Raw genomic sequence first — 23798 nt, 5'->3', positions numbered from 1 at the left:
CATCATGGCCGTATACACCGAAGTCACCGACGAGGATCTCAGCACCTTCGCCGCCCAGTACGATCTGGGCGCGGTGCTGTCGTGCAAAGGCATCGCGGAGGGGGTGGAGAATTCCAACTTCCTGCTGGTGACCGAACGCGGCCCCTACATCCTGACGCTCTACGAGAAGCGCACGCGGAAAGAGGATCTGCCCTTCTTCCTCGGCCTGATGGAGCATCTGGCGGAGAAGGGCATTGCCTGCCCGCTGCCGGTGCCGGCACGCGATGGCGTGGCGCTGCGCGAGCTGTGCGGCCGTCCGGCGGTGATCGTCACCTTCCTGGCCGGCATGTGGCCGCGCCGGATCACGCCGCAGCATTGCGCCCAGCTGGGCGAGGCCTTGGCCCGCCTGCATCTGGCGGTCGGCGATTTCCGCATGGAACGGCCGAACGCGCTGGCTCTGCCCGGTTGGAAAGACCTGTTCGCCAAGTCCGCCGAGCGCGCCGACGAGGTGGCACCCGGCCTGCGCGCGACGCTGGAGGCGGAACTGGCGGCGCTGGAGGCCAATTGGCCGGTGGGCCTGCCGGCCGGCGTCATCCATGCCGACCTGTTCCCGGACAACGTCTTCTTCCGCGGCGACAGCCTGTCCGGTCTGATCGACTTCTATTTCGCCTGCAACGACTTCTTCGTCTACGACGTGGCGATCTGCATCAACGCCTGGTGCTTCGAGATCGACGGGTCCTTCAACGCCACCAAGGCGCGGCTGCTGCTGTCCAACTACCGCAAGGTCCGCCCTCTGTCTCGCGAAGAGCTGGACGCCCTGCCCTGGCTCTGCCGCGGCAGCGCGGTGCGCTTCCTGCTGACCCGGCTCTATGACTGGCTGAACCATCCGCCTGGCGCCTTCGTGCGGCCGAAGGATCCGCTTGAATATCTGCGCAAGCTGCGCTTCCACCAGTCGGTCCGCGGCCTGGGCGACTATTTCCTCGACGACTCGGAAGCGGGCGGGCGATGACCGACGACGGCCCCCCGACCGAATCCGCCCGCAAGACCGTCGACATCTTCACCGACGGTGCCTGCAGCGGAAATCCCGGCCCCGGCGGCTGGGGCGCGATCCTGCGCTATGGCGAGGTGGAGAAAGAGCTGTATGGCGGCGAGCCGGCGACCACCAACAACCGCATGGAGCTGATGGCGGCCATCATGGCGCTGGAAGCGCTGAAGAAGCCGGTGACCGTCCGGCTCTTCACCGACAGCGAATATGTGAAGAACGGCATCACCAAGTGGATCCATGGCTGGAAAGCCAAGGGCTGGATGACCGCCGACCGCAAGCCGGTGAAGAACGTCGACCTGTGGCAACGCCTGGAAGAGGCGAAGCGGCAGCACCAGATCGAATTCCACTGGGTCCGTGGCCACGCCGGCCATCCGGAGAACGAACGCGCCGACGAACTGGCCCGGCGCGGGGTGGCTGACGTGCGGGCGCGGAGTTGAACGCAGATACTCGCGCTGGCAATCGCACACCAATGTGCGCTATGGTTGTGACGGTAAGACCTGATGCCTGGGATGCCGCAGCATGGCCGATAATGCCGACCTCAGCCTGTTGATGGAGCGCGTCAACGAGATTATCGCCGGTCAGCGGCGCATCCACGACGACATCAACACCTTGCGCAGTGACGTCTCGTGGCTGAAGCAGAACGCGGCAACCCGCAGCATGATGCTGGCCCAGACCGAAGTGATGAGCCAGTTCGACAGCGTCCTGGCGACACTGGACGGGCGGATGGCGACCATCGAAGCGAAGCTGGCGATCTGATCGGTCAGCCAAAAGAGAACGCTGCGCGGGAGATTGAGTCCCGCACAGCGCGTCAAAACACTCAGAGCTTTTCCAGCACCGCCTCGGCCGACGACACCTCGAACTTGCCGGGGGCCTCGACGGCGACGTGGGTGACCTTGCCGTCCTCCGCCACCAGGGCAAAGCGCTGGCCGCGGGTGCCCAGGCCATAGCCCGAACCGTCCATGGTCAGGCCGAGAGCCGTGGTGAAGGTGGCGTTGCCGTCCGGCAGCATCACGACCTTGTCTTCGACAGCGCCCTTGTCGCCCCAGGCGCGCATCACGAACGGGTCGTTGACCGCGAGGCAGATGATGCTGTCGACGCCCTTGGCCTTCAGCGCGTCGGCTTGCTGGACGAAGCCCGGCAGATGCTTGGCCGAGCAGGTCGGGGTAAAGGCGCCGGGGACGGAGAACAGGACGACCTTCTTGCCCTTGAACAGCTCGTCGGTGGTCACGTCCTGCATGCCGTTGTCGGTCAGCCACTTCAGCGTGACGGACGGAATGGTATCGCCAACCTGGATGCTCATCGTCTCTAACCCTTCCCGTTCTTGGGTTTGTCCCTTTGGGTCGGGCCGGAACCTCCTGGCGGCGCCCGGCCCTGCATCCTTCTATCCCCCGCGGCCAATGGCCGCAAGGTAGGGTTCGCGTGCCCCGCGGGCGGCATCAGGCCTTCTTCACGAACTCCGACTTCAGGTTCATGGCGCCGATGCCGTCGATCTTGCAGGCGATGTTGTGCCCGTCCGCACCGTCGACCAGACGGATGTTCTTCACCTTGGTCCCGCCCTTCACCACCAGCGACGATCCCTTGACCTTCAAGTCCTTGATGACGGTCACGCTGTCGCCGTCGGCCAAGGGGTTGCCGTTGGCATCCCGGACGCCCTGCCCGGCCTCAACGTCCGCAGCGGCCGTGGCCGTGTCGGGGTTCCACTCGTGCCCGCAATCGGGGCAGTTCCACAGGCTCCCGTCATTGTAGGCGTTTTCGGAGTTGCACTGCGGGCAGTTGATCTGATCGTCCATCATCGTCCTCATGGCGCGGGAGTGCCTCCCGGAGGCGCCCTGTTACCGCAGAATAGCCGCAGCGGCCATAGGCCTTTTCCGGATGCTGGTCAGACTCCTTTGCCCGTCCCCTGTCCGGCCGCCTTGTTCAGTGCCTCCAGAACCGCGCCGTCGCTCAGCAGTTCCGGCAGGGCGATGCCGTACGGCGCGCCGGGGCCATAGACGATGTTGAAGGGAATGCCGTACCGGCCGTGGTCGGCCAGGAACTTGGCGATCGTCGCGTCCGGGCGGGTCCAGTCGGCCTGCATCGCCACCAGCGACGGGTCCTCCATCCGCTTGGCGACCTCGTCGCGGTCCAGCACCAGCTTCTTGTTGGCTTGGCAGGTGATGCACCAATCCGCGGTGACGTCGACGAAGACGATACGGCCGGCCGCCACATGCTCGCGGATCGCGGATTCGACGAAGGGCACCCAGCGTGTCTTGGCGTCGCTGACTACCGGTGCTGCGCCGGCGGATGGGCCGACTACCGCCGGCATCGCGAAGGCGGCAACCGCCAGCAAGCCGGCCAGCGCCGGTCCGGCGGTTCGTGCCGCGCCGCGGGCGCTTCGCCCGATCCACAGCGCCAGCACCAGCCCCGCCATCAGCAGCCCGACCGTGGCGGACGCCACCTCGCCGATCTGCGCGGTCAGAACCGTCAGCAGCCAGACCGCCGTCAGCATCAGCGCGAAGCCCAGCACGATCTTCAGCGTCGCCATCCAGCGCCCCGGCCGCGGCAGCCAGCCGGCCACACGGGGCCATGCCGCCACAGCCAGATAGGGCAGAGCCAGCCCGACTCCCAGCGCCGCGAAGATGGCATAGACCTCCACCGGCCCCTTGGACAGCGCGAAGCCGACCGCCGTACCCAGGAACGGCGCTGAGCAGGGGGTTGCCAGCAGGGTGGCGAACATGCCGGTGGCGAAGGGACCGGCCAGCCCCTCCCCGCCCAGCCGGTCGGCCAGGACGCGCGGCAGCGGCACCTCGAACAATCCCCAGAGGTTGGCCGAGAACAGGGTGACCAGCACCACCATGAAGACCAGGAACAGCGGCTGCTGGAACTGGATGCCCCAGCCCACCGCCCCGCCAGCCGCCTTCACGCCGACCAGCACCGACGCCATCAGCAGGAAGGAGGTCAGGATGCCGGCGGCACTCGCCAGGAAACCGGCACGCACTGCGGCCGGTGCCCGCCCGCCATGCTTGACCACCGACATCAGCTTCAGCGACAGCACCGGCAGCACGCAGGGCATCAGGTTCAGGATCAACCCGCCGAGCAGCGCCACGCCCAGCATCGCCGCCAATCCGGTGCCGGCGGGAACCGACAGGGCGCCGCCGGCCGAGGCTGTCGCCGGCGCCTCCACCGCCTTCTCGCCGTCGACCAGCGTCAGGGTCAGCGCACGCCCCGCCAGTTCCAGCCCCGGCTGGGGTTCGGTCACCGTCAGCGTCAGGCGGACATGGCGGTCGTTATCGGAAAAGACGGTCTTGGGTGCGGAGAAGGTCAGCGGCGGCTCGGTCTCCACGAACAGGTCCGGACTGACGAAGCCGTCGGCGGCGGTCGCCTCCACCTCCAGCGTAATGCCGGTCGCGCGCACCGCATCGATGCGCAGCAGGCCGTTCGGCCCGCGTGGGACAAGCGCCTGGGCGCGCGCCACGTCATTCGCGGCGTCGCTCGGGTCGGCAGGTCCTTCCGGCAACGCAAGGGCGAGCTTCAGCGTCTGCGGTACGCAGATGTCCGAGCAGACCAGCAGTTCGGCGGTCAGCGCCAGATCGACCGGCTTGCCGGGCTCGGCGGGCTTGCCCTGGATCGGGAACAGGACCGCGGTGTCATAGCCTGCGGTTTCGAATCCAAGAACCGAGAAGCGGTGCGGAGCCGGATAGGACAGCGTCGCCTCGGCCAGATTGCCGGAGCCGCTCCAGTCCAGCCGCGGGGCGAATCCGGCATCGCCGGGGGAACGCCAATAGGTCTTCCATCCCGGCTCCAGCCGCAATTCCAGCCCCAGCGGCAGCGCCGTCAGGGTGCCGGTGCCGCGCACGGCGGAGACGAGACGCGCCTCGACCTGCCCGGCCTTGACCCAAGGTCCGACGCCATCCTGTGCCGCGGCGGGAATGACGCCGCCCGCCAGAACGGCCAGCAGCAGCAAGAGGAGGGAGGCATGTCTTTTCATGGTGCGCACTGTTCTCTTCCCGGGAAGGGGCGCAACCGCGTCCCCGACACCCTATATGATAGCCCATATATAGGTGACAAAGCTCGACCGGTGCTGTCACACTCCGGTGAAAGCGTCACCAGAGCGCCAACCACAACCGACCGTACGGACGGAGGCGGTCTTCCGCACCGTACCGACGACAAGGATATTCGACCATGCCGCGCCTGACCAAGTCTCCGGACTCCAAGACGACGGAATCGCTGACCGGCCAGCTGCTGATCGCCATGCCCGGAATGGAGGACCCGCGTTTCCAGCGCACGGTCATCTATGTCTGCGCCCACAATGAAGATGGAGCGATGGGACTGGTGGTGAACCGGCTGTTCGGGTCGATCACGTTCGAAGACCTGCTGGAACAGCTCGACATGAACATTCCGCAGCCGATGAACAACCTGCCGGTCCATTACGGCGGGCCGGTCGAATCGGGCCGCGGTTTCGTTCTGCACTCCACCGATTATGTCCGTGACGGCACGCTGGTGGTGAACGACGACGTGGCGCTGACCGCAACCATCGACATCCTGCGCGCCATTTCCGAAGACCGCGGCCCGCGCCGCAACATCCTGCTGCTGGGCTATGCCGGCTGGGGGCCGGGCCAGCTGGACGCGGAATTCCAGGCCAACGGCTGGCTGAACGTGCCCTGCGACGAAAAGCTTCTGTTCGACACCGACCTGGATGCCAAGTGGGAACGCGCCATCGGCAAGCTCGGCGTCAGCGTCTCCATGCTGTCGGGTGAAGCCGGTCACGCCTGACCGGCCCCGCCCGCCCCGGTCCCTACTCGCTCCACCGCGCCGCCGCGGCATCGTCGCTGTCCTTCGCCTCGACCCAGCGCTCGCCCTCCGGCGTGGCCTCCAGCTTCCAGAACGGCGCCTTGGTCTTCAGCCAGTCCATCAGGAAGCGGCAGGATTCGAAGGCGGCGTCGCGATGGGCCGAGGCGGTGGCGACCATGACGATGCGGTCGCCCGGCTCCAGCCGGCCATGGCGGTGGATCACCAGCACGTCGTCCAGCGGCCAGCGCCTGCGCGCCTCCTCCTCGATCGCCTCCAGCTGCTTTTCAGTCATGCCGGGATAGTGTTCCAGCGTCATGGCGCTGACCGCCTCGCCGCCGGCGATGTCGCGCACCAGCCCGACGAACATCGCCACCCCGCCGACGCTGGTGCGGCCGGCGGTGAAGGCGGCATATTCGGCACCGACATCGAAATCCTCGGCCTGGACGCGGATCGCCATGGCGTCAGCCCCCCGTCACCGGCGGGAACAGGGCCACTTCGTCGGTCGCCGCGATGGGGTGGTCGTAGGGCACATGCTCCTGGTTCACCGCCACCTTGACCACCTTGCTGTTGGCCAGAGCCTCGGCATGGCGGGGGCTGCGGGTCTTCAGCCACTCGACGAGATCGCCGACGGTGGCGACCTCCGCCGGCAAATCCACCGTTTCCGTCGGCACGCCGATCTTGCTGCGCAGCCAGGCGAAATACAGAATCTTCATCACGCGTCCCCTAGAGGAATTCTTTGAAAGGCACGAAGTCGACGATCATGCCGGGTTCGACCTGGGCAAGATCCTCCGGCAGTTCGATCAGGCCTTCGGACTCGACCAGCGACGACAGGACGCCCGCCCCGTCACGCGGGTATTTGGTAACGGCAAGCGCGCCATCGTCACCCCGCGTCAGCGACCCGCGCAGGAACTCGCGCCGGCCCGGCTTCTTCTTGTGGGCGAAGGCGGCGCGCACCGGGATGAGGCGCGGCGTCTCATCCGCCGCCCCCATCAGCCGCAGCAGGATCGGCCGGGCGATGCGCAGGAAGGTGACCACCACCGCGACCGGATTGCCGGGCAGCCCGACGAAGACAGAATCGCGGACACGGCCCAGCGCCACCGGCCTCCCCGGCTTGATCGCCAGCCGCCAGAAATCCAGCCGCCCATTCGCCTCCACCGCCGGCTTGACGTGATCCTCCTCGCCGGTGGACATGCCGCCGGAGGTGATCAGCGCGTCATGGCCGGCCGCGGCCTCCGCCAGCGCATCGCGGATCGCCTCGAACCGGTCGGGCAGGATGCCGAGGTCGGTAACGGCGCAGCCCAGCCGGGACAGCAGCGCGATCAGGGCGTAGCGGTTGGCGTCATAGACGGCGCCCGGCTCCAGTGCCTGCCCCGGCTGGCGCAGCTCGTCGCCGGTGGAGAACACCGCCACCCGCAATCTACAGCGCACCTGAAGCGTCGCATGGCCGAGCGACGCGGCGAGCGCGATGTCCTCTGGCCGCAGGCGGCGCCCGGCAGAGAGCACGACCGAGCCCTCGCGCACATCCTCGCCGGCCAGCCGCCGATTGACGCCGCGGCGACCGCCGGCAGGCAGCGTGACGGAGGAACCATCCGTGCGGCAATCCTCCTGCATGAAGACGGTGTCCATCCCCGCCGGCATCGGCGCGCCGGTAAAGATGCGCACCGCCTCCCCCCGCACCGCCGGCCGGCCGAGCCATTGCCCGGCAGCGACCCGCGCCGTGACCGGCAGGACCGTTGGACCATCGGCGGCGAGGTCGTCGAAGAACACGGCATAGCCGTCAACCGCGGCATTGTCGTGCGGCGGCACATTGAAGGGCGCGATCAGATCGGCGGCCAGCACCCGGCCCAGCGCATCGGTCAGCGGAACCGTGTCGGTCGCCGTCACCGGCCCGACCCGTCCGGCCAGCAGCGCCAGCGCCGGCTCCACCGCCATCATCGGCCCGCCGAAGGCGAAGCAATCATTGTCGAGTTGCACCATAGCCGCCACTCTAGTCCGTCGCGGCGTCCGGTGCGAAGAGGGAAAAGGCATGCTTTCCAGAGCGTGGCACTTAGCCGCCGAATAGCCCGGCGATCTCCTCCACCCGGCTCAGCAGCCGATCCGGCCGCCGCGCCGCCAAGGCATCGCCGCGGGCATAGCCCCAGGTGACCGCCGCGCAGCCCATCCCCACCTTGCGCGCCGCGTCGATGTCGCGCACCTCGTCACCGATGCCGACGGCCCGGCCGGCCGGAATGCCGGTCGTCCGCAGCATCTTGCGGAACTTCGCCGCCTTGCCGAACAGCGAGGCACCGCAGCCGTAATGGCCAACCTGCCCCGCCGCCTCCGGTCCCAGGATCGTGCGGATGTTCTCGACCGAATTGGAACTGACGATGGCGACGGTCACGCCCCGGTCGTTCAGCGTGCGCAGCATGTCCGGCACCCCGTCGAACAGCCGGATGCCGTCGATGTCGCGCGCCATCAGGCGGCGCATATGGTTGGCGATGAAGGGCAGCTTCCAGTTCGGGACGCGCAGGTGCCGCATGATCTGCCGCGCATCGTAACCGCGCAGCTGCTCGACCTCGTCCGGCCGCACCCGGTTGAAGCCGTAGCGGTCGGCCACATCGTTCAGAACGCCGATGAACCAGGGAAACGAGTCGGCCAAGGTGCCGTCGAAGTCGAAGATGGCGAGTTGATTGCCGCGGCGATCCGGCGGACGCCAAACAGACGCTTCGATCACCCCAAACCGCACCGCTTCACGATCAGCGCCGCAACCGCTTCCTCGTCGTTCAGGTCCAGCACCGGCACCGGGCATCCCGGCACCGGGCCGTCGCTCGCCACCGCGACGATGGTGGGATCGTCCGGCGCGATCAGGGGCTTGTCCACGTCGGCGCGCCAGACCTCGATCTTCTCGTGCCGGTCGCGCTTGAAGCCCTCGATCAGCAGCAGGTCCACCGGGGCGACCTTGCCGATCAGTTGCTCCAGCGTCAGCTCGGGTTCGCCGTCGCGCAGCTCGTGCATCAGCGCCCAGCGGCGTGGTGAGCTGACCACCACCTCCGTCGCGCCGGCGACGCGGTGGTTGTGGCTGTCCTTGCCGGGATGGTCGATGTCGAAGCCCTTGTGGGCATGCTTGACCGTCGAGACGCGCAGGCCCCGCCCGGTCAGCGCCGGGATCAGACGCACCATCAGCGAGGTCTTGCCGCTGCCGCTCCAGCCGGTCAGCCCGAAAATCTTCATTTTGGAAACTCTCAACCGGCGCTGCGGGCGGAACGGGCGGAACCGGGCTTCGCCGGCTGTTCGGCCATCATGTGGGTCAGTCCGGCACGCATGTAATCCCACCCGGTGTAGAAGGTGAGGGCCGCTGCGATCCACAGACCCACCGTGCCGATGATGGTCACCGGCAGTTCGGCCGGACCATAATCACCGACGATCAGGAAGCCCAGCGCGATCATCTGGATCGTCGTCTTCCATTTGGCCAGCCAGGTCACCGGAACGCCGACATGCAGGCCGGCCAGATACTCGCGCAGGCCCGACACCAACACCTCGCGCAGCAGGATCACCACCGCCGGCAGGATCGACAGGCCGGTCAGCCGGTGGAATCCCGCCAGCATGATCAGCGTCGCCGCGACCAGCAACTTGTCGGCGATGGGGTCCAGGAACTTGCCGATGACGCTTTCCTGCGCCCAGGCGCGCGCGAGATAGCCGTCGAACCAGTCGGTGATGCAGGCCGCGGCATAGAGCGAGCAGGCAGTATAGGCGGCCCAGGCTTCCGGCACATAGAACAGCCCGACCACCACCGGGATCACCGCGATGCGCGACAGGGTCAGCAGGTTTGGCAGGCTGGTCAGCATGACGGAAAACTCGAACCGCTGGAGGATGTCGCCGCACGGCGCCCGTGAGGAAGCCGCCCGTTTGAAGGTGCCCGCATTCTAACCATCGGGATGGAAGTGATCGTATATCTTTTTCGCAACGGCACGATTGATCCCTTCCACCTCTTCAAGATCGGCCAGCCCGGCCCGCGCGACCGCCGCCCCGCTGCCGAAATGGTGCAGCAGCGCCTTCTTCCGGGCGGGGCCGATGCCCGCAATTTCGTCGATGGGCGACTTTCCGATGGCCTTGGTCCGCTTGGCCCGGTGGGTGCCGATGGCGAAGCGGTGCGCCTCGTCGCGCAGCCGTTGCAGGAAATACAGCACCGGGTCGCGCGGCTCCATCTGGAAGGGCGGGCGATTCTCCATGAAGAAATGCTCTCGGCCCGCATCGCGGTCCGGCCCCTTGGCGATGCCGACCAGAGTCACGTCGTCGATCCCCAGTTCCGCGAACACCTCCAGTGCCACGTTCAACTGGCCCAGCCCGCCATCGATCAGCACCAGATCGGGCCAGCTTCCCAGGCTGCGCTCCGGGTCCTCCTTCACCGCCCGGCCGAATCGGCGGGTCAGCACCTCGCGCATCATGGCGAAGTCGTCGCCGGCCGCACCCTCGCTCCGGATGTTGAACTTGCGGTAGGCGTTCTTGATGAAGCCGTCCGGCCCGGCGACGATCATCGCACCGATGGCATGGGCTCCCTGGATGTGGGAGTTGTCGTAGACCTCGACCCGCTCCGGCGGCGCATCCATGCCGAAGACGGCGGCAACCCCGTCCAGCAGCCGCGCCTGGCTGGAGCTTTCGGCCAGACGCCGCCCATGCGCCTCGCGCGCGTTGGTCAGTGCGTGCTCGACGATCCGGCGCTTCTCGCCGCGCTTGGGCTCGGCCAGCTCCACCTTGTGGCCGGCGCGCACCGCCAGCGCCTCGCTCAGCAGATCCAGTTCCGGCAGGGCGTGGCTGACCAGCACCAGCGGCGGCGCGGCCTTGTTCTCATAGAACTGGGCGATGAAGGCGGCCAGCACCTCCTCCGTCTCCGCCGCCTTGTCGTGACTGGGGAAATAGGCGCGGTTGCCGTAGTTGCGACCGCCGCGGAAGAAGAAGACCTGGATGCAGGTCACGCCGCCCTCGGCATAGGCGGCGATCACGTCGGCATCCTCCACCACCCCCTCGACATTGATGTCCTGGTGGGCCTGGATCGCGGTCAGCGCGCGGATACGGTCGCGGTAGCGCGCCGCCGTCTCGAAATCCATGGCGTCGGAGGCGGCTATCATCCGGTCGGCGAACTCCGTCTGGATGTCGCGGCTCTTGCCGGCCAGGAAGGCGCGGGCCTGATCGACCTGCGCCCGATACTCCGCCGGGCTGACACGCTCCACGCAGGGCGCGGTGCAGCGCTTGATCTGGTATTGCAGGCAGGGCCGCGTGCGGCTGGCGAACACGGTGTCGGCGCAGTTGCGCAGCAGGAAGGCGCGCTGCAGCGCCGTGATGGTGCGGTTCACCGCCCCCGCCGAGGCGAAGGGGCCGAAATAATCGGCGTCGCGCCCGCGGGCGCCACGGTGCTTGGTCAACTGCGGATAATCGTGGTCCCTGGTGATCATGATGTGCGGAAACGTCTTGTCGTCCCGCAACAACACGTTGTAGCGCGGCATCAGCTTCTTGATCAGGTTCGATTCGAGAAGCAGCGCCTCCACCTCGGTGTGGGTGTTGACGAACTCCATCGTCTCGGTCTCCGCGACCATGCGCTGGAGCCTGACCGGCAGCTTTCCGACCTGGGTGTAGTTGGTCACCCGGCGCTTCAGGTTGCGCGCCTTGCCGACATACAGGACCGCCCCGTCGCCCGCCAGCATGCGGTAGACGCCCGGCGTCTGCGGCAGGGTCTTCAGATGCTCACGAATGATCTCGACGCCCCGGTTGATGTCGGCCGGGCGGCGCTTCGGCCGTGCGGCACCGCTTTCGCCGGCCGCCGCATCGGCAGCGGACATGACATCGGCGGCGTCTGCCGGTTCCGTGGCGACGGGAGCCTGGGGGGCGGAGGATTGCGTTTCGGACATGACCAGAATGTCGTCGACCGGCCGGCGCGGGTCAACCGTTGGGCACAGGCAGGGAACAAATGGAGCGACTCACCCCTCCCGAAGAATATCCACGAAACCTGTGGATAAGTTTGTCGATAACGGAGGGGGTAGCTCGTCCGGAGCTAGGCGCAGCAAGGGCTGCCATGCATCCGCCTATTTTTTGGGCATTTTCGCCAACCCATTGATTTCCTTAGGTCAGGCCCGAGTCAAGGGCGGGAATTGACGCGTGGACACAAAATTGTCGCGGGGTCGCAGGCGCCTCTTGCGCCGGGTGGGGCACCTGTGTAAAACGCGCGGTCATTTTCCTGGCGGCAGGAACGCCGGGGTGACGATCCGGCCCTTCCCGGCTTGGCTCAGTGCGGTTTCCGAGTTGTAACAGGCATCTATTCGCTGGGAACGAAGCCATGCGTCGGCTGCGCCCATCCCAGATGCTCCCCACCGTCCAGCGCGATCATCTGGCCGGTCACCGCCGGGGCGGCGATCAGGAAGCGGATGGCGGCACAGATCTCCTCCGGGGTGCTCCCACGCCTGAGCGGGGTCGAGTCCCACTGGGCGGAGAACTCCTCCTCGGTCTGGCGGTCGTTGCGCAGGATGGGACCGGGGCCGATGCCGTTCACGCGGATGCGCGGGGCGAGCGCCATCGCCATCGTGCGGGTCAACGCCCACAGCCCCATCTTCGACAGGGTGTAGGAGATGAAATGCGGAGTGGGATTCCACACGCGCTGGTCGATGATGTTGACGATCAGCCCGCGTTCGTCCTCCGGCAACCGTAAGGCGAAATCCTGCGACAGCACGAAGGGCGCCCGCAGGTTCGCCTCCATATGCGCATCCCACGATTCGCGGGTGACGTCGGCGACCTCGTCGCGCTCGAAGCGGGAGGCGTTGTTGACCAGCAGGGTCAGCGGGCCGAGCTGCTCGGTGACCGCGGGCACCAGCGCCTTCACCTCCGCCTCGCGGTCCAGGTCGGCGGCGAAGGCCATGGCCCTGCCACCCGCCCGACCGATTTCGGCGACGACGGCATCGGCCTCCTCGCGGGAGCTTCGGTAATGGACGGCGACGTCCCACCCCTGCCCTGCCAGATCGAGCGCGATGGCCCGCCCGATGCGTTTGCCGGCCCCGGTGACCAGGACCGCTTTCCTCTTGATCTCGACCATGCCGCCATAGGTACCTTGCCATCGCCGCGGGTCAAGGGGGAGAAGCGACCGGCCATGCTGCGCGAAGCGATCGAATATCTGACCACGCCCTGCCAACCGTTGGCCCGCCGCTTCGGCTATCTGGCGGAAATGGTGGCGCTCGGCGCCCGCTACCGGCGGCAGCGGCGGGCCTGGGCCCCGCATGTGGCCGCCTGCCACCGCTTCGTCGATCAGGCGATCCAGCGGGTTGAGCCGGGCGGCCGGGCCTTGGTCGCCGGATCGGGGCTGCTGATCGAAGTCCCCCTGGAGATATTGACCGCGCGATTCGACCAGGTGGTGCTGGTGGACATGCTGCACAGCCGGGCGGTCCGCCGCCGCGCCGCGGGTCTGCCGAATGTTCGGCTGGTGGAACTGGACGTCAGCGGCGCCCTCGCCCCGCTCGCCGAGGCGCTCGACCGCCGCGCGCCGCTGCCCACCGGCTTCGAACCGCCGTCGATCGACGGCGCTCACTTCCGCTTCGCCCTGTCCTGCAACCTGCTGTCCCAGCTTCCGCTTCTGCCGCTGGAGGCGGTGGAGCGCCGCGCGCCGCACACACAGGATGCGGATAGGCTGGCCTTCGCGCGGCGCATGGTCCAGGGGCATCTGTGCTGGTTGTCCGGTATTGCCGAGAGGGCGGCGCTGTTCACGGACGTCGACAGTTCCTGGCTGCACCGCGGCACAGTGACGGAGGTGGAGGAATCGACCTGGGGCCTTCCCCTGCCCGCGCCCGACATGTCTTGGCTGTGGGACATCGCCCCGGCACCGGAACAGGACCGTCGGCTCGACCTGCGCCACAGCGTCGGCGGCTGGTTCGACCTGCATGCGGTGACGAGCGCGCTTCCGCCCTGTTGAGGAAGACCGAGACCTCACACAGCAGACGGGAGAGCGCCCATGGCCTCCAACGACCGCAACAGCGACAGCCGCAAAGCCGACGACCGGCGCGGTGATGACAGGCCGCGTGACGACAGAGACGTCGGCAATGCCACCGGTCCCAGCGACAGCGGCGGCATCGACGAACGTCCCATCCCGCTCGACATTGCCGAAACGCGCGATCACCTGGACATCGATGAAGAGATCGAGGGATTCCAGCGCGTCATCGGCCCCGGCGCCGGCGGTCCCATCGACCAGCCCGACGAGGACTTCGGCATCCCCGGCAGCGAGGAGGCAAGCGGTCTCGGCACCGGCCCGCTGCCGCCGCGCCAGCCCGATCACCCGATGGGGCAAGCGGAGGGCCAAAGGGAGGGGGCACCCGACGACCGGATCGTCTCCGACCGGAACGTTGCCGTCGACGGAGCCAGGGACCGCAAATAATGGGAAAGGCGAACTGTTGCCGACGGCTGACCGACCATGGCCTGCGACAATAGTTCGCACCTCCGTTAATTGGGGAAGCTGATACGGAAAACGTCGGGCGGCATTGCGTGTACCGCGCTTCTTAGGGCAATGGCTCTGCCCTATCTTAAGCCTCACAAGGCAAACAAATTCCAAGGGAGTGGACGTCTCTCACCTCACGTGGAGATTCCCAGAGCCATGAACACGATTTTCAACGAAGTCCGCGATCCCCGCAGCCACCAGGAAATCATGCTGGCCGCCCGCCGGATGCGCGCCGAGTATCTGCGCGAGCTGTTCGGCAAGCTGCGCGCCACCCTGTCCGGCGACCGTGCCGGCCATGGCCCGGCGGCGCTGAGCCCGAGCGCACGCTGACCGATCCATCCGCCCGGCCGATCCGTCCGCCCGGCGGCAGGTTCAGGTCGGAGGTCCAGCCGGACGTCAAAATAACGGCACTGCGCAACACCGTGCGGTGCCGTTATCCATTTCCAACCCGTCCATTACAAGCCGCAGCGCTGCCCGTGGTCAGGCCTGTTCCGATCCCGGTGCGCCGGTGCTCCACAGCAGCCCCAGCACCAGACCCTTGCAGCGCGGCAGCAGAATCAGCGTCAGCACCAGGGTCAACAGCGGCCACACCGCCAGATGCACCCAGGTCGGCGGCTCGTAGCTCTGTTCGACCGACAGCAGGGCCGGGATGACGATGTGCCCGACGATCAGGATCGTCATCCAGGGCGGAGCGTCGTCGGCGCGCAGATGCCCATAGGCCTCGCCGCAGGCGGAGCAGCGGTCGACCGGCTTCAGGAAGTTCCGCAGCAGCCGGCCTTGCCCGCAGTTGGGGCAGCAGCCGATCAGGCCGCGAAAGGAGGCGAGAAACTTCGACGGGGCCGCTTCGGTTCCAACGGTCATGACCACTCCTTCCGTGCTGCGGACAATATAGCCTCTTGCCCGCCAAACCACACCCCCGATTGCAGGCGGGTCGGCCATGCCAAGTCCCCCCATTGCGGCGGGAGCGCATTTTCCAGGCTGTCCTTATCCAGCTTTCCGGCTCGTGGTATGACGGTACAGACCGGTTGCGGCTGTGGAGGGGCATGATGGATCGCCTACCCTATGAAACAGTGGAACAGTCTGCGGAATGTGTTTCATAGCGTTCCAAATGTTCCATCCCCGGCCGCCCGCGCCCTGCTGTTGAGTTGACGGCAGGGCCGGCGCGGTCTAGGGGGAAGGCCTTCCGTGTCCAGGAGATCCGCAGCCATGTCCTTCACCCGTCTGTTGTGCGCCGCCGCGGCACTCGCCGCATTCGTCGGTCCGTTCGCCGCCCCGGTCGAGGCGCTGGCGCAGAGCAAGACCGTCGCCATCACCGCCATCGTCCAGCACCCGGCGCTCGACGCGACGCGCGACGGCGTGGTGGAGGCGCTGAAGGAGGCCGGCTTCGTCCAGGGTCAGAACCTGAAGGTCGAATATCAGAGCGCGCAGGGCAACCCGGCCACCGCCGCCCAGATCGCCCGCCAGTTCGCCGGATCGCGCCCCGACGTGATCGTTCCGATCTCCACCCCCTCGGCCCAGGCGGTGGCGGCGGCGACCCGCGACATCCCGGTCGTCTTCACCGCGGTGACCGATCCGCTGTCGGCCCAGATGGTGAAGTCGATGGACAAGCCCGGCGCCAACATCACCGGCCTGTCCGACATGGCCCCGGTGGCCGAGCATGTCGCCCTGATCCGCGAGATCGTTCCGCAGGCCAAGCGCATCGGCGTGCTCTACAACCCCGGTGAGCCGAACTCCGTCGTGCTGGTCAAGGCGCTGAAGGACGAGGCGGCGAAGGCCGGGCTGAGCGTGGTCGAGGCCTCCGTCCCGAAATCCTCCGATGCACAGCCGGCGGTGCGCAGCCTCGTCGGCAAGGCCGATGCCGTCTACATCCCGCTCGACAACACGGTCGTCTCGGCGCTGGAAAGCGTGATCGCCGTCGGCCATCAGGCCAAGCTGCCGATCTTCTCCGCCGACACCGACAGCGTGTCCCGCGGCACGGCGGCCTCCATCGGCTTCGATTACTTCCAGGTCGGCAAGCAGACCGGCGCCATCGTCGCCCGTGTCCTGAAGGGCGAGAAGCCCGGCGACCTGCCGGTGGCGCTGGCCAAGGGCACCGACCTGTTCGTCAACCCCAAGTCCGCCGCCGCCATGGGCGTCACCCTGCCCGAGGCGGTGGTGAAGCGCGCGACGAAGGTGGTCGGGCAGTAAGGCCGCCGGCTCCGAACGCCCCCACCCTAACCCTCCCCCGCTTCGCAGGGGAGGGAACTCCGCCGAACGCCGACAAGCATCCTGCCCCCTCCCCCGCCCAGCGGGGGAGGGTCGGGGTGGGGGCAAGTGCCTGCACCTAACATAAGCACCGCAATGACCGAAATCGCCCTCTTCGGCGCCATCGAGATCGGCCTCGTCTATGCGCTGGTCGCCATCGGCGTCTATCTGTCCTTCCGCATCCTTGACTTCCCCGACCTGACGGTCGACGGAAGCTTCCCATTGGGCGCGGCCGTCTGCGCGGTGCTGCTGATCGCCGGCGTCAATCCCTGGCTTGCCAGCCTCGCCGCGGCGCTGGCCGGCGCGGTGGCCGGGCTGGTGACGGCGACGCTCAACGTACGCTTCAAGATCCTGCATCTGCTCGCCAGCATCCTGACGATGATCGCGCTGTTCTCCGTCAATCTGCGGGTGATGGGGCGGCCGAACGTGGCGCTGCTGATGCAGGAGACGGTGCTGACGCCCTTCTACGGCCTCGGGATTCCGGACCATATCGTCCGTCCGCTGGTGGTCGGCATCATCATCGCGGTGGTGGTTCTGCTGCTGGCCCGCTTCCTGTCCAGCGAGTTCGGGCTGGCGATGCGGGCGACCGGCGTCAATGCCCGGATGGCGCGTGCCCAGGGCGTCGACACCGACGCCCATGTCTATGCCGGCATCGCCCTGTCCAACGGGCTGACCGGCCTTGCCGGCGCGCTGTTCGCCCAGACCAACGGCTTCGCCGACGTCACCACCGGCATCGGTACCATCGTGGTCGGCCTCGCCGCGGTGATCGTCGGCGAGACGGTGCTGCCCGCCCGCGCCCTGGCGCTGGCGCTGATCGGCTGTGTCGCCGGGTCGATCCTCTACCGCTTGGCGGTGCAGGTGGCATTGTCGGCCGACAGCATCGGCCTGCAGGCTTCCGACCTCAATCTGGTGACCGCGGTGCTGGTCGCCGTCGCCCTGATCCTGCCGCGCCTGAAGGCCAAGGCGTCCCGCAGCGCGCCCCGCAATCCGAGTGCCGCCAAATGATCGTCGTCGAGGACATCCACGTCACCTTCGGCCGCGGCACGCCGCTGGAGAAGCATGCGCTGCGCGGCATCGACCTGACCATCCCGAAGGGCGAGTTCGTCACCGTCATCGGTTCCAACGGGGCCGGCAAGTCGACCTTCCTCGGCTCGCTGGCCGGCGACGTGCTGGCGGAGCAGGGGCGCATCTCCATCGACGGCACCGACGTCACCCGCTGGGACACGCCGCGCCGCGCCGGGCTGGTCGCCCGCGTCTTCCAGGACCCGATGGCCGGCAGCTGCGCCGCCCTGACCATCGAGGAGAACATGGCGCTCGCCGCCGCCCGCGGGCGCCGACGCGGCCTGGGTTTGGCGCTGGGCAGTGACCGGCGCAAGAGCTTCCGCGACCGCATCGCCGCACTCGGCCTCGGGCTGGAGAACCGGCTGCACGACCGCATGGGGCTGCTGTCGGGCGGCCAGCGTCAGGCGGTCAGCCTGCTGATGGCGACGCTGGCCGGGTCCAAGATCCTGCTGCTGGACGAACACACCGCCGCGCTCGATCCCGCCACCGCCGACTTCGTGCTGGACCTGACCCGGCGCATCGTCCGCGACAACCGGCTGACAACGCTGATGGTCACCCATTCCATGCGGCAGGCGCTGGACTATGGCGACCGCACGCTGATGCTGCACGAGGGCCGCGTCGTGCTGGACGTGGCCGGCGACGAGCGCGCCGGCCTGGACGTCCCGCACCTGCTGGCGCTGTTCGCCAAGCAGCGCGGCGGCGCGGAGATCAGCGACGACAGCCTGCTGATCGGCTAGGCCTTGGCCGTCACCTGGGCTTTGCCGTCAACATCGTCCTCCCGGTCGGCCTCGAACAGCGCCTGAAGCTCCGCCGCGGCGTCGCGGGAGGTCTGGATCAGCTTGGTCTCGTCATTGTGGACGGCATGCTGGTGGATCAGGGTGCGTTCGTCATGGGCGCGGAAGGTGTCGAGCGTCCGCGTCACCTCCCCTTCCGCCAACCCCATCTGACGCAGAACGTCGCCGGTCATGCGCAGGCTGGAATCGAAGGTCTCGCGTACGATGTGGGTGACGCCGCGGTCCATCAGATGGTGGACATGGCGCCGGTTGCGGGCGCGGGCGAAGACGGTCAGGTTGGGGAAATGGCGCGTCGCCACCTCCACCACGCGCAGCGACTGCTCCATGTCGTCCAGCGCCACAACGAGAATCCTGGCCTTGTCCGCACCGGCGGCACGCAGAAGCTCCACCCGGGTCGGATCGCCGTAATAGGCCTGGCTGCCGAACTTGCGGACGAAATCGACCTGGGCGGCGCTCTGCTCCAGCGCGGTGAAGGGAATGCCGCGCATCCGCAATACGCGGCCGACCACCTGCCCCACCCGGCCGAAGCCGCAAATGATGACCCTCGGGTTGTCGTCGGGCGGCGAGTCGAAGGGCCGCTTTGGCTTCGCCGTCATCAGCCGCGGCGCGAGCCAGCGCTCCTCCGCCGCGAACAGGAAGGGGGTGGCCAGCATGGACAGGGTGACCACCAGCATGGCCGCCGACGCCTGTTCCCCCGCCATGGCTCCGCCCGCGACCGCCAGCCCGAACAGCACGAAGCCGAACTCGCCGCCCTGGCTCAGCACTGTCGCCATCCGCATCGCGCCGGCCCAGGGCACCCCGGCGATGCGGGCCAGCACCAGCATCACCAGCGCCTTTACCACCAGTAGAGCCAGGGCGAGGCCGAGGAAGCGGATCGGATGCTGGAGCATGGCCGGGATATCGGCGCCCATCCCCACCGAAACGAAGAACAGGCCGAGCAGAAGCCCTTCGAACGGCTCGATATCGGCCTGCACCTCGTGCCGGTATTCGGAGTCGGACAGCAGGACGCCGGCCATGAAGGCGCCCAGCGACATGGACAGCCCGGCTTCCTGGATCAGCACGGCGGTGCCGATGACGATCAGCAGGGCGGTGGCGGTGAATATCTCGGGCGCCCCGGCGCGGTCGACCGCGCGGAAGATCGGGCGCAGCAGATAGCGCCCACCGATCAGCACGACGACGACGGCGACCGCCGCCTTGCCGACCGCCAGCCACGCCCCGTCGGCCTGCGGCACGGCGCCGTTGCCCAGCAGCGGCAGCAGGGCCACGGCGGGAATGATGGCGAGATCCTGGAAAAGCAGGACGGAAAAGGCATTGCGTCCCGATTGGTTGGCGAGCAGCCCGCGCTCCGCCATCATCGGCAGCGCCATAGCGGTGGAGGACAGGGCGAAGCCGAAGCCGAGGACGACCGCGGTCGGCCAAGCCAGCCCCAGGATCCAGCCGCACAATCCCGCAATGACGGCACCGGTGACCGCCACCTGCGCGCCGCCCAGCCCAAGCACCGACTTGCGCATCACCCACAGGCGGGCCGGGCGCAGTTCCAGCCCGATCAGGAACAGCAGCATCACGACGCCGAGTTCCGAGGCATGGGCGATGGCCGACACGTTGGTGACCAGCCCCAGACCCGCCGGACCCACCGCGAGACCGGCGGCAAGATAGCCGAGCGGTGCACCGAACCCGAACCTTTTCGCCACCGGCACCGCGACCACCATCGCCGCCAGCAGCACGACCAAAGTCACCAGCTCCGCCATGTCCCCCGCCGTTCGTCTGTCACCGGGGGACTATGGCGTGATTTCAAGGGCCGGCACCAGACGCTTCACCGTCAGCCCGGCTATACCTTGTGTCTATTGAATCACCGGACAGGGCTGGCCACACGGGAGGAACCGCGGGCAGCCCAGCGGGTCAGCAGCAGGATTCCGGCGACCACCGCGACGTAGGCGACCAGTTGCGCCTCGGTCGGACGGTCGGTGTAGCCGACCAGAACATGCAGGGCCTGCCCGATCAGGCTGTTGTCGCGCAGGATGCCGGAGCTGTCCCACAGGATGGTGCCGCCGGCCATCAGGATGCCGGCTTGCGCCAGGAAATTGACCGCCGTGGCGGCCATGCCGGCGGCCAGCAGGGTCAGCAGCCATGTGGTGGTGGAGAACAGATGGCGCGTCGGGATCTGCACCAGACCGGCATAGAGAAGCACGGACACCAGCGCGCCCAGCGCCATGCCGCCCAGCCCGCCGGCGGCGACGGTGGCGATGCCGCCCTCCTCCGACGCCAGGATGCCGGTCAGGAACAGCACGACCTCCGACCCCTCACGCAGCACCGCAACACCGATGACAATTGCCAGCGCCGCCAGCGACTTCTCGCCGCTCCGCACCGCATGGCCGACAGCTTTCATGTCGCGCGCCAGTTCGCGGCCATGCTGCGCCATCCAGGCATTGTGCCAGGCGAGCATCACCACCGCGATCAGGAGGACCCCGGCATTGAACAGCTCCTGCCCGGTGTCGGCGAACAACGCGCTGATGGCATCGGCGAAGGCGGCGACGATGCAGGAGCCGACGATGCCGCCGACGATGCCGAGCGCGATCCAGCGCCCGCGCCCGACCACCCCCTGGGTCGCGGCCAACACGATGCCGACGATGAGGCCCGCTTCCAGGACCTCGCGGAACACAATGATCAGACTGGCGAGCATGGTCGTCTCCGGAACTGGCGGGCGGTCAGGACCGCGTCACTCGGCGATCACGGCGCCCTGCGCCGTCGCTTCGTGGAACTCGCCGAAGAAGGGATAGCGCCCGGGCTTCAGCGGGCCGACCATCACCTTGATCTGCTTGCGCCCGCCGACGATCTTCTCGACCTTCATCTCGTTGCTTTCGAACTCCTCGGACGTGGCGTCCTGGTTGTCGACCAGCAGGGTCACGCGCTTGTTGGCGGGGATCTTCACCTCCGCCGGATCGAATTTGTGGTCCTTGATGACGATGGTCACCATGTCGTCGGCGCGTGCGGGACCGGCGGGGATCAGGACGGCACCGGTCAGGCCGATTGCCCAAAGGGCGGCGCAGGCGGCGGACAGCAGCGATGGACGGCGCATTCGCGGAAGACCTCGGGGCTGGTAGGGGCGTTGCTTATGAAAATCATTCTCACCCCACCCGCCAATGGTCAAACAAAAGGCTCCCGCGGATGCTGCAACGCACCTGCGACGGAAACGCGCATCCTTCGCGGATGCGGCCGCCCACGCCCTTCACCGGATCACCCGTGACGACGTATCGTTATTCGACCTCGGACGAGCCGGGAAACTGCTTCAGCCCGTCGGTGATCTCGTAGTAATCGGCCTTGTCCTCGACATAGCCGTGGCAGAGCGTCGTCAGTCCGGTCGGCTGGTCCAGACTGCCGGCGGCGATCTCGATCTCCGATTTGCCGTCGCCCTTCCAGAACAGGGAGGAGCCGCAACGGCCGCAGAAGCCCCGCTCCGCGAAATCGGACGAGCGGTACCAGGTCAATGTCTCGTCGGCGTCGAAGATGACGGTATCGCGCGGAACGGTGATGTAGGCGCCGATATGGCCGTGAAAGCGTCGGCACTGCCCACAATGGCAGGTGACCACACCGTCCGGCCGCTCGGCCAGCAGGAAGCGTACGCCACCGCACAGGCAGCCTCCGGACAGCGTTTCCCGTTTGTTCCCACTGCCGCTCATGCCACGATTTCTCCCGTGCTGGTCCGCTGTTCGACGCCGTCAGCGCCGATGTCGTAATAGGCGCCCTTGTGGTCGACGAAGATGTGCCGCTCCACCCGGAGGCCGGTCGCATCGTCGAGGCTGCCGGCGGTCACCGTGATGCGCGGATCGCCGTTCGCCGGATCCTGGTCCAGTGCCTCCCAGAACAGCCCGGCACCGCAACACGCGCAAAATCCACGGCGTGCCCGGCTGGAAGAGGCATACCACGTCAGCGTCGCGTCGTTGAGCAGGCGCAACGCCGCACGCGGCGCTCCGGTATAGGCCCCCACATGGCTGTGCTGGCGGCGGCATTGGGCGCAGTGGCAAAAGGAGATCGGTTCCGGCCGGACATCGATGGCATAGCGCACGCCACCGCACAGGCAGCCGCCGGTCCAGACCCGACCCTCCTCCCTGCCCTGCTCCGTCATGACGTTCGACGTGCCGGCCATGGGGTCAGCCCTGCCAGAAGGGCTTGTGGGCTTCCTGCTCCGCATCGACGCGGGAAATGCCGATGTCGGACAGCAGATGGTCGGGCAGAGCCTCCAGCGCCCGACGCTGGCGCCGCCGTTCGCTCCAGGTCGCGAAGCGGTCGAACAGGCTGATCATCCATTGACCGGCCCCCTTGCCCTCCCGGACGGGAGCGCGGTGGGACAGGTCGGTGCTGGAGAGGAACGACTGCGTAGCCTTTGCCATGATCCGGTCTCCTCCGGGGAAAGGGAGCGGGGCATCCGCCTCGCCGCTCCGGTTCGTGTGTTCGCTTGTGGAGTTGAGGATGGGGCAGAGGCCGCTTGCCGACAAACGACGGTTTCTCATAGAATCGATTAGCTGAACTAATCCGAAGCCACTCTCCGGTCCGCCCCTCCCATGTCCCGCCGCCTGCCCCCGCTGAATGCGCTGCGCGCCTTCGAAGCCGCCGCGCGCCATCTTTCCTTCACAAAAGCCGCAGACGAGCTGCATGTGACACAGGCTGCCGTCAGCCACCAGATCAAGGCGCTGGAGGAATGGCTCGGATTACCGTTGTTTCGCCGAATGAACCGGGCGCTGGCCTTGACCGAGGCCGGGCAGAATTATCTGCCGCCGGTGCGCGAGGCGATGGACACCCTGTCCCAGGCGACCGACCGGCTGATCCGCGCCGACAGCAGCGGCACCCTGACCATTTCCACCATGCCGAGCTTCGCGTCGAAATGGCTGGTACCGCGGCTGATGCGTTTCCAGAAGCGCCATCCGGAAATGGACGTGCGGGTGCACAGCACATCTCAGGTGGTCGATTTCGCCCGCCACGACGTCGATCTGGCGATCCGTTTCGGCAACGGCCTGTGGTCAGACCTGCGGGTCGAGCGTCTGCTGACGGAGGACATCTTCCCAGTCGGCCACCCGTCGCTGCTTGCCGGCGACCGGCCGCTGGTGAATCCGGAGGAACTGCGGCATCACACTTTGCTGCACGACGACTACAACATCTCCTGGGCGGTGTGGTGCCGGGCGGCGGGGATCGATGGCGTGGATACCGAGCGCGGCCTGCGATTCGACGATTCGTCCTTCACGCTGCAGGCGGCGATCAACGGCCACGGCATCGCGCTCGCCCGCGGGGTGCTGGTGGCGGACGACATCGCCGCCGGACGGCTGGTTCGCCTGTTCGAGGTGCGGCTGCCGGGAAGCCTTGCCTATTACGTGGTGGCGCCGCCGCATTACTTTTCCCGGCCCAAGGTGAAGGCCTTCCGCGACTGGCTGTTCGAAGAGGCGGGGATGGGCTGAAAAGCGCGGCG

At 67.6% G+C, this 23798-nt stretch carries 29 protein-coding genes; 11 read left to right on the top strand and 18 right to left on the bottom strand.

Features of this window, described 5'->3' with window-relative positions; genetic code table 11:
- The first annotated feature begins 4 nt into the window (after positions 1–4).
- From AZOLI_RS05685 to AZOLI_RS05675, 3 genes are all read left to right on the top strand, one after another.
- Positions 5–988 carry a homoserine kinase gene (locus AZOLI_RS05685; RefSeq protein ID WP_014247641.1) on the top strand — a complete coding sequence of 328 codons (984 nt, stop codon included), beginning with the start codon at positions 5–7 and terminating at the stop codon, positions 986–988.
- Positions 985–1461: a ribonuclease HI gene (gene rnhA / locus AZOLI_RS05680; protein ID WP_014247640.1), complete on the top strand. Its 477-nt coding sequence runs from the start codon at positions 985–987 to the stop codon at positions 1459–1461. Before AZOLI_RS05685 ends, rnhA begins: the two co-directional genes overlap by 4 nt.
- Positions 1462–1543: 82 nt before the next feature.
- Positions 1544–1780 carry a hypothetical protein gene (locus tag AZOLI_RS05675; protein WP_014247639.1) on the top strand — a complete coding sequence of 79 codons (237 nt, stop codon included), beginning with the start codon at positions 1544–1546 and terminating at the stop codon, positions 1778–1780.
- Between the two features lie 61 nt (positions 1781–1841).
- On the opposite strand, the gene AZOLI_RS05670 is transcribed toward AZOLI_RS05675, so the two are convergent.
- From AZOLI_RS05670 to AZOLI_RS05660, 3 genes are all read right to left on the bottom strand, one after another.
- Positions 1842–2324 carry a peroxiredoxin gene (locus AZOLI_RS05670; protein WP_014247638.1) on the bottom strand — a complete coding sequence of 161 codons (483 nt, stop codon included), beginning with the start codon at positions 2322–2324 and terminating at the stop codon, positions 1842–1844.
- Between the two features lie 136 nt (positions 2325–2460).
- Positions 2461–2814 (bottom strand): zinc ribbon domain-containing protein YjdM, encoded by a 354-nt coding sequence (locus AZOLI_RS05665; RefSeq protein ID WP_044550539.1) that lies wholly within the window; start codon positions 2812–2814, stop codon positions 2461–2463.
- Positions 2815–2903: 89 nt separating this feature from the next.
- Positions 2904–4991, bottom strand: coding sequence for a protein-disulfide reductase DsbD family protein (locus AZOLI_RS05660; RefSeq protein ID WP_014247636.1), 2088 nt, complete (start codon positions 4989–4991; stop codon positions 2904–2906).
- 194 nt (positions 4992–5185) lie between these two features.
- On the opposite strand from AZOLI_RS05660, the gene AZOLI_RS05655 reads away from it, so the two are divergent.
- Positions 5186–5776: a YqgE/AlgH family protein gene (locus AZOLI_RS05655; protein ID WP_014247635.1), complete on the top strand. Its 591-nt coding sequence runs from the start codon at positions 5186–5188 to the stop codon at positions 5774–5776.
- Between the two features lie 22 nt (positions 5777–5798).
- Here the strand turns inward: AZOLI_RS05655 and moaE are convergent, their stop codons facing one another.
- From moaE to AZOLI_RS05615, 8 genes are all read right to left on the bottom strand, one after another.
- On the bottom strand, positions 5799–6251 hold the full coding sequence (gene moaE / locus AZOLI_RS05650; protein ID WP_014247634.1) for a molybdopterin synthase catalytic subunit MoaE: 453 nt from the start codon (positions 6249–6251) through the stop codon (positions 5799–5801).
- A gap of 4 nt (positions 6252–6255) precedes the next feature.
- Positions 6256–6507, bottom strand: coding sequence for a molybdopterin converting factor subunit 1 (moaD, locus tag AZOLI_RS05645; protein WP_014247633.1), 252 nt, complete (start codon positions 6505–6507; stop codon positions 6256–6258).
- A 10-nt stretch (positions 6508–6517) separates the two neighbouring features.
- Entirely contained in the window at positions 6518–7771 is a 1254-nt protein-coding gene (gene moeA / locus AZOLI_RS05640; protein ID WP_014247632.1) for a molybdopterin molybdotransferase MoeA, read from the bottom strand.
- A 70-nt stretch (positions 7772–7841) separates the two neighbouring features.
- Positions 7842–8507, bottom strand: a complete 666-nt coding sequence (locus AZOLI_RS05635) for an HAD hydrolase-like protein (RefSeq protein ID WP_014247631.1) — start codon at positions 8505–8507, stop codon at positions 7842–7844.
- Positions 8504–9004 (bottom strand): molybdopterin-guanine dinucleotide biosynthesis protein B, encoded by a 501-nt coding sequence (gene mobB, locus AZOLI_RS05630; protein WP_014247630.1) that lies wholly within the window; start codon positions 9002–9004, stop codon positions 8504–8506. The genes AZOLI_RS05635 and mobB overlap by 4 nt, the downstream gene beginning before the upstream one ends.
- A gap of 11 nt (positions 9005–9015) precedes the next feature.
- Entirely contained in the window at positions 9016–9618 is a 603-nt protein-coding gene (gene pgsA, locus AZOLI_RS05625) for a CDP-diacylglycerol--glycerol-3-phosphate 3-phosphatidyltransferase (RefSeq protein ID WP_014247629.1), read from the bottom strand.
- Between the two features lie 78 nt (positions 9619–9696).
- Positions 9697–11676 carry an excinuclease ABC subunit UvrC gene (uvrC, locus tag AZOLI_RS05620; RefSeq protein WP_014247628.1) on the bottom strand — a complete coding sequence of 660 codons (1980 nt, stop codon included), beginning with the start codon at positions 11674–11676 and terminating at the stop codon, positions 9697–9699.
- Between the two features lie 404 nt (positions 11677–12080).
- Positions 12081–12851: an SDR family oxidoreductase gene (locus AZOLI_RS05615; protein WP_014247627.1), complete on the bottom strand. Its 771-nt coding sequence runs from the start codon at positions 12849–12851 to the stop codon at positions 12081–12083.
- 54 nt (positions 12852–12905) lie between these two features.
- On the opposite strand from AZOLI_RS05615, the gene AZOLI_RS05610 reads away from it, so the two are divergent.
- The 3 genes from AZOLI_RS05610 to AZOLI_RS32325 all read left to right on the top strand — a co-directional run bounded on the left by AZOLI_RS05610 (position 12906) and on the right by AZOLI_RS32325 (position 14570).
- On the top strand, positions 12906–13721 hold the full coding sequence (locus AZOLI_RS05610; RefSeq protein ID WP_014247626.1) for a hypothetical protein: 816 nt from the start codon (positions 12906–12908) through the stop codon (positions 13719–13721).
- Positions 13722–13760: 39 nt separating this feature from the next.
- Positions 13761–14180 (top strand): hypothetical protein, encoded by a 420-nt coding sequence (locus AZOLI_RS05605; RefSeq protein ID WP_014247625.1) that lies wholly within the window; start codon positions 13761–13763, stop codon positions 14178–14180.
- Between the two features lie 216 nt (positions 14181–14396).
- The gene (locus AZOLI_RS32325) at positions 14397–14570 is read left to right on the top strand and encodes an RSP_7527 family protein (protein ID WP_014247624.1); all 174 of its coding nucleotides are present in this window, start codon (positions 14397–14399) and stop codon (positions 14568–14570) included.
- Between the two features lie 150 nt (positions 14571–14720).
- On the opposite strand, the gene AZOLI_RS05600 is transcribed toward AZOLI_RS32325, so the two are convergent.
- Positions 14721–15101 carry a DUF983 domain-containing protein gene (locus tag AZOLI_RS05600; protein ID WP_014247623.1) on the bottom strand — a complete coding sequence of 127 codons (381 nt, stop codon included), beginning with the start codon at positions 15099–15101 and terminating at the stop codon, positions 14721–14723.
- A gap of 345 nt (positions 15102–15446) precedes the next feature.
- Between AZOLI_RS05600 and AZOLI_RS05595 the strand changes: the two genes are divergently transcribed.
- From AZOLI_RS05595 to AZOLI_RS05585, 3 genes are all read left to right on the top strand, one after another.
- Positions 15447–16427 (top strand): ABC transporter substrate-binding protein, encoded by a 981-nt coding sequence (locus AZOLI_RS05595; protein WP_014247622.1) that lies wholly within the window; start codon positions 15447–15449, stop codon positions 16425–16427.
- A 153-nt stretch (positions 16428–16580) separates the two neighbouring features.
- Positions 16581–17489, top strand: coding sequence for an ABC transporter permease (locus AZOLI_RS05590; protein WP_014247621.1), 909 nt, complete (start codon positions 16581–16583; stop codon positions 17487–17489).
- Positions 17486–18283 carry an ABC transporter ATP-binding protein gene (locus tag AZOLI_RS05585; RefSeq protein ID WP_014247620.1) on the top strand — a complete coding sequence of 266 codons (798 nt, stop codon included), beginning with the start codon at positions 17486–17488 and terminating at the stop codon, positions 18281–18283. The genes AZOLI_RS05590 and AZOLI_RS05585 overlap by 4 nt, the downstream gene beginning before the upstream one ends.
- Here the strand turns inward: AZOLI_RS05585 and AZOLI_RS05580 are convergent.
- The 6 genes from AZOLI_RS05580 to AZOLI_RS05555 all read right to left on the bottom strand — a co-directional run bounded on the left by AZOLI_RS05580 (position 18280) and on the right by AZOLI_RS05555 (position 22728).
- A complete protein-coding gene (locus AZOLI_RS05580) occupies positions 18280–20088 on the bottom strand; it encodes a monovalent cation:proton antiporter-2 (CPA2) family protein (protein WP_014247619.1) in 1809 nt (602 codons plus the stop codon). The two genes, AZOLI_RS05585 and AZOLI_RS05580, sit on opposite strands and share 4 nt — an antisense overlap.
- Positions 20089–20189: 101 nt before the next feature.
- Positions 20190–21020 (bottom strand): FTR1 family iron permease, encoded by an 831-nt coding sequence (locus tag AZOLI_RS05575; RefSeq protein ID WP_014247618.1) that lies wholly within the window; start codon positions 21018–21020, stop codon positions 20190–20192.
- 36 nt (positions 21021–21056) lie between these two features.
- The gene (locus tag AZOLI_RS05570) at positions 21057–21416 is read right to left on the bottom strand and encodes a cupredoxin domain-containing protein (RefSeq protein WP_014247617.1); all 360 of its coding nucleotides are present in this window, start codon (positions 21414–21416) and stop codon (positions 21057–21059) included.
- A gap of 178 nt (positions 21417–21594) precedes the next feature.
- Positions 21595–22017, bottom strand: a complete 423-nt coding sequence (locus tag AZOLI_RS05565) for a GFA family protein (RefSeq protein ID WP_014247616.1) — start codon at positions 22015–22017, stop codon at positions 21595–21597.
- Positions 22014–22484, bottom strand: a complete 471-nt coding sequence (locus AZOLI_RS05560; RefSeq protein ID WP_014247615.1) for a GFA family protein — start codon at positions 22482–22484, stop codon at positions 22014–22016. Before AZOLI_RS05560 ends, AZOLI_RS05565 begins: the two co-directional genes overlap by 4 nt.
- Positions 22485–22488: 4 nt before the next feature.
- Positions 22489–22728, bottom strand: a complete 240-nt coding sequence (locus AZOLI_RS05555; protein WP_014247614.1) for a DUF1127 domain-containing protein — start codon at positions 22726–22728, stop codon at positions 22489–22491.
- 171 nt (positions 22729–22899) lie between these two features.
- On the opposite strand from AZOLI_RS05555, the gene AZOLI_RS05550 reads away from it, so the two are divergent.
- Entirely contained in the window at positions 22900–23787 is an 888-nt protein-coding gene (locus AZOLI_RS05550) for a transcriptional regulator GcvA (RefSeq protein ID WP_014247613.1), read from the top strand.
- The last annotated feature ends 11 nt before the right edge of the window (positions 23788–23798 follow it).

It is taken from the genome of Azospirillum lipoferum 4B (assembly GCF_000283655.1).
Taxonomy (GTDB): domain Bacteria; phylum Pseudomonadota; class Alphaproteobacteria; order Azospirillales; family Azospirillaceae; genus Azospirillum; species Azospirillum lipoferum_C.
Note: the sequence above shows the minus strand (reverse complement) of the source record. Positions and strands in the feature narration are given on the sequence as shown.

What these genes read in the sequence shown, in the direction of transcription:
- mobB (WP_014247630.1), bottom strand. Translation starts at nt 9,004, where the DNA reads ATGAAGATTTTCGGGCTGACCGGCTGGAGCGGCAGCGGCAAGACCTCG.
- AZOLI_RS05565 (WP_014247616.1), bottom strand. Translation starts at nt 22,017, where the DNA reads ATGAGCGGCAGTGGGAACAAACGGGAAACGCTGTCCGGAGGCTGCCTG.
- AZOLI_RS05610 (WP_014247626.1), top strand. Translation starts at nt 12,906, where the DNA reads ATGCTGCGCGAAGCGATCGAATATCTGACCACGCCCTGCCAACCGTTG.
- AZOLI_RS05660 (WP_014247636.1), bottom strand. Translation starts at nt 4,991, where the DNA reads ATGAAAAGACATGCCTCCCTCCTCTTGCTGCTGCTGGCCGTTCTGGCG.
- AZOLI_RS05655 (WP_014247635.1), top strand. Translation starts at nt 5,186, where the DNA reads ATGCCGCGCCTGACCAAGTCTCCGGACTCCAAGACGACGGAATCGCTG.
- moaD (WP_014247633.1), bottom strand. Translation starts at nt 6,507, where the DNA reads ATGAAGATTCTGTATTTCGCCTGGCTGCGCAGCAAGATCGGCGTGCCG.
- AZOLI_RS05615 (WP_014247627.1), bottom strand. Translation starts at nt 12,851, where the DNA reads ATGGTCGAGATCAAGAGGAAAGCGGTCCTGGTCACCGGGGCCGGCAAA.
- AZOLI_RS05550 (WP_014247613.1), top strand. Translation starts at nt 22,900, where the DNA reads ATGTCCCGCCGCCTGCCCCCGCTGAATGCGCTGCGCGCCTTCGAAGCC.
- moeA (WP_014247632.1), bottom strand. Translation starts at nt 7,771, where the DNA reads ATGGTGCAACTCGACAATGATTGCTTCGCCTTCGGCGGGCCGATGATG.
- AZOLI_RS05665 (WP_044550539.1), bottom strand. Translation starts at nt 2,814, where the DNA reads ATGGACGATCAGATCAACTGCCCGCAGTGCAACTCCGAAAACGCCTAC.
- AZOLI_RS05585 (WP_014247620.1), top strand. Translation starts at nt 17,486, where the DNA reads ATGATCGTCGTCGAGGACATCCACGTCACCTTCGGCCGCGGCACGCCG.
- AZOLI_RS05590 (WP_014247621.1), top strand. Translation starts at nt 16,581, where the DNA reads ATGACCGAAATCGCCCTCTTCGGCGCCATCGAGATCGGCCTCGTCTAT.
- AZOLI_RS32325 (WP_014247624.1), top strand. Translation starts at nt 14,397, where the DNA reads ATGAACACGATTTTCAACGAAGTCCGCGATCCCCGCAGCCACCAGGAA.
- AZOLI_RS05555 (WP_014247614.1), bottom strand. Translation starts at nt 22,728, where the DNA reads ATGGCAAAGGCTACGCAGTCGTTCCTCTCCAGCACCGACCTGTCCCAC.
- AZOLI_RS05575 (WP_014247618.1), bottom strand. Translation starts at nt 21,020, where the DNA reads ATGCTCGCCAGTCTGATCATTGTGTTCCGCGAGGTCCTGGAAGCGGGC.
- AZOLI_RS05560 (WP_014247615.1), bottom strand. Translation starts at nt 22,484, where the DNA reads ATGGCCGGCACGTCGAACGTCATGACGGAGCAGGGCAGGGAGGAGGGT.
- AZOLI_RS05605 (WP_014247625.1), top strand. Translation starts at nt 13,761, where the DNA reads ATGGCCTCCAACGACCGCAACAGCGACAGCCGCAAAGCCGACGACCGG.
- AZOLI_RS05685 (WP_014247641.1), top strand. Translation starts at nt 5, where the DNA reads ATGGCCGTATACACCGAAGTCACCGACGAGGATCTCAGCACCTTCGCC.
- AZOLI_RS05570 (WP_014247617.1), bottom strand. Translation starts at nt 21,416, where the DNA reads ATGCGCCGTCCATCGCTGCTGTCCGCCGCCTGCGCCGCCCTTTGGGCA.
- AZOLI_RS05580 (WP_014247619.1), bottom strand. Translation starts at nt 20,088, where the DNA reads ATGGCGGAGCTGGTGACTTTGGTCGTGCTGCTGGCGGCGATGGTGGTC.
- AZOLI_RS05670 (WP_014247638.1), bottom strand. Translation starts at nt 2,324, where the DNA reads ATGAGCATCCAGGTTGGCGATACCATTCCGTCCGTCACGCTGAAGTGG.
- AZOLI_RS05600 (WP_014247623.1), bottom strand. Translation starts at nt 15,101, where the DNA reads ATGACCGTTGGAACCGAAGCGGCCCCGTCGAAGTTTCTCGCCTCCTTT.
- rnhA (WP_014247640.1), top strand. Translation starts at nt 985, where the DNA reads ATGACCGACGACGGCCCCCCGACCGAATCCGCCCGCAAGACCGTCGAC.
- uvrC (WP_014247628.1), bottom strand. Translation starts at nt 11,676, where the DNA reads ATGTCCGAAACGCAATCCTCCGCCCCCCAGGCTCCCGTCGCCACGGAA.
- AZOLI_RS05595 (WP_014247622.1), top strand. Translation starts at nt 15,447, where the DNA reads ATGTCCTTCACCCGTCTGTTGTGCGCCGCCGCGGCACTCGCCGCATTC.
- moaE (WP_014247634.1), bottom strand. Translation starts at nt 6,251, where the DNA reads ATGGCGATCCGCGTCCAGGCCGAGGATTTCGATGTCGGTGCCGAATAT.
- AZOLI_RS05675 (WP_014247639.1), top strand. Translation starts at nt 1,544, where the DNA reads ATGGCCGATAATGCCGACCTCAGCCTGTTGATGGAGCGCGTCAACGAG.
- pgsA (WP_014247629.1), bottom strand. Translation starts at nt 9,618, where the DNA reads ATGCTGACCAGCCTGCCAAACCTGCTGACCCTGTCGCGCATCGCGGTG.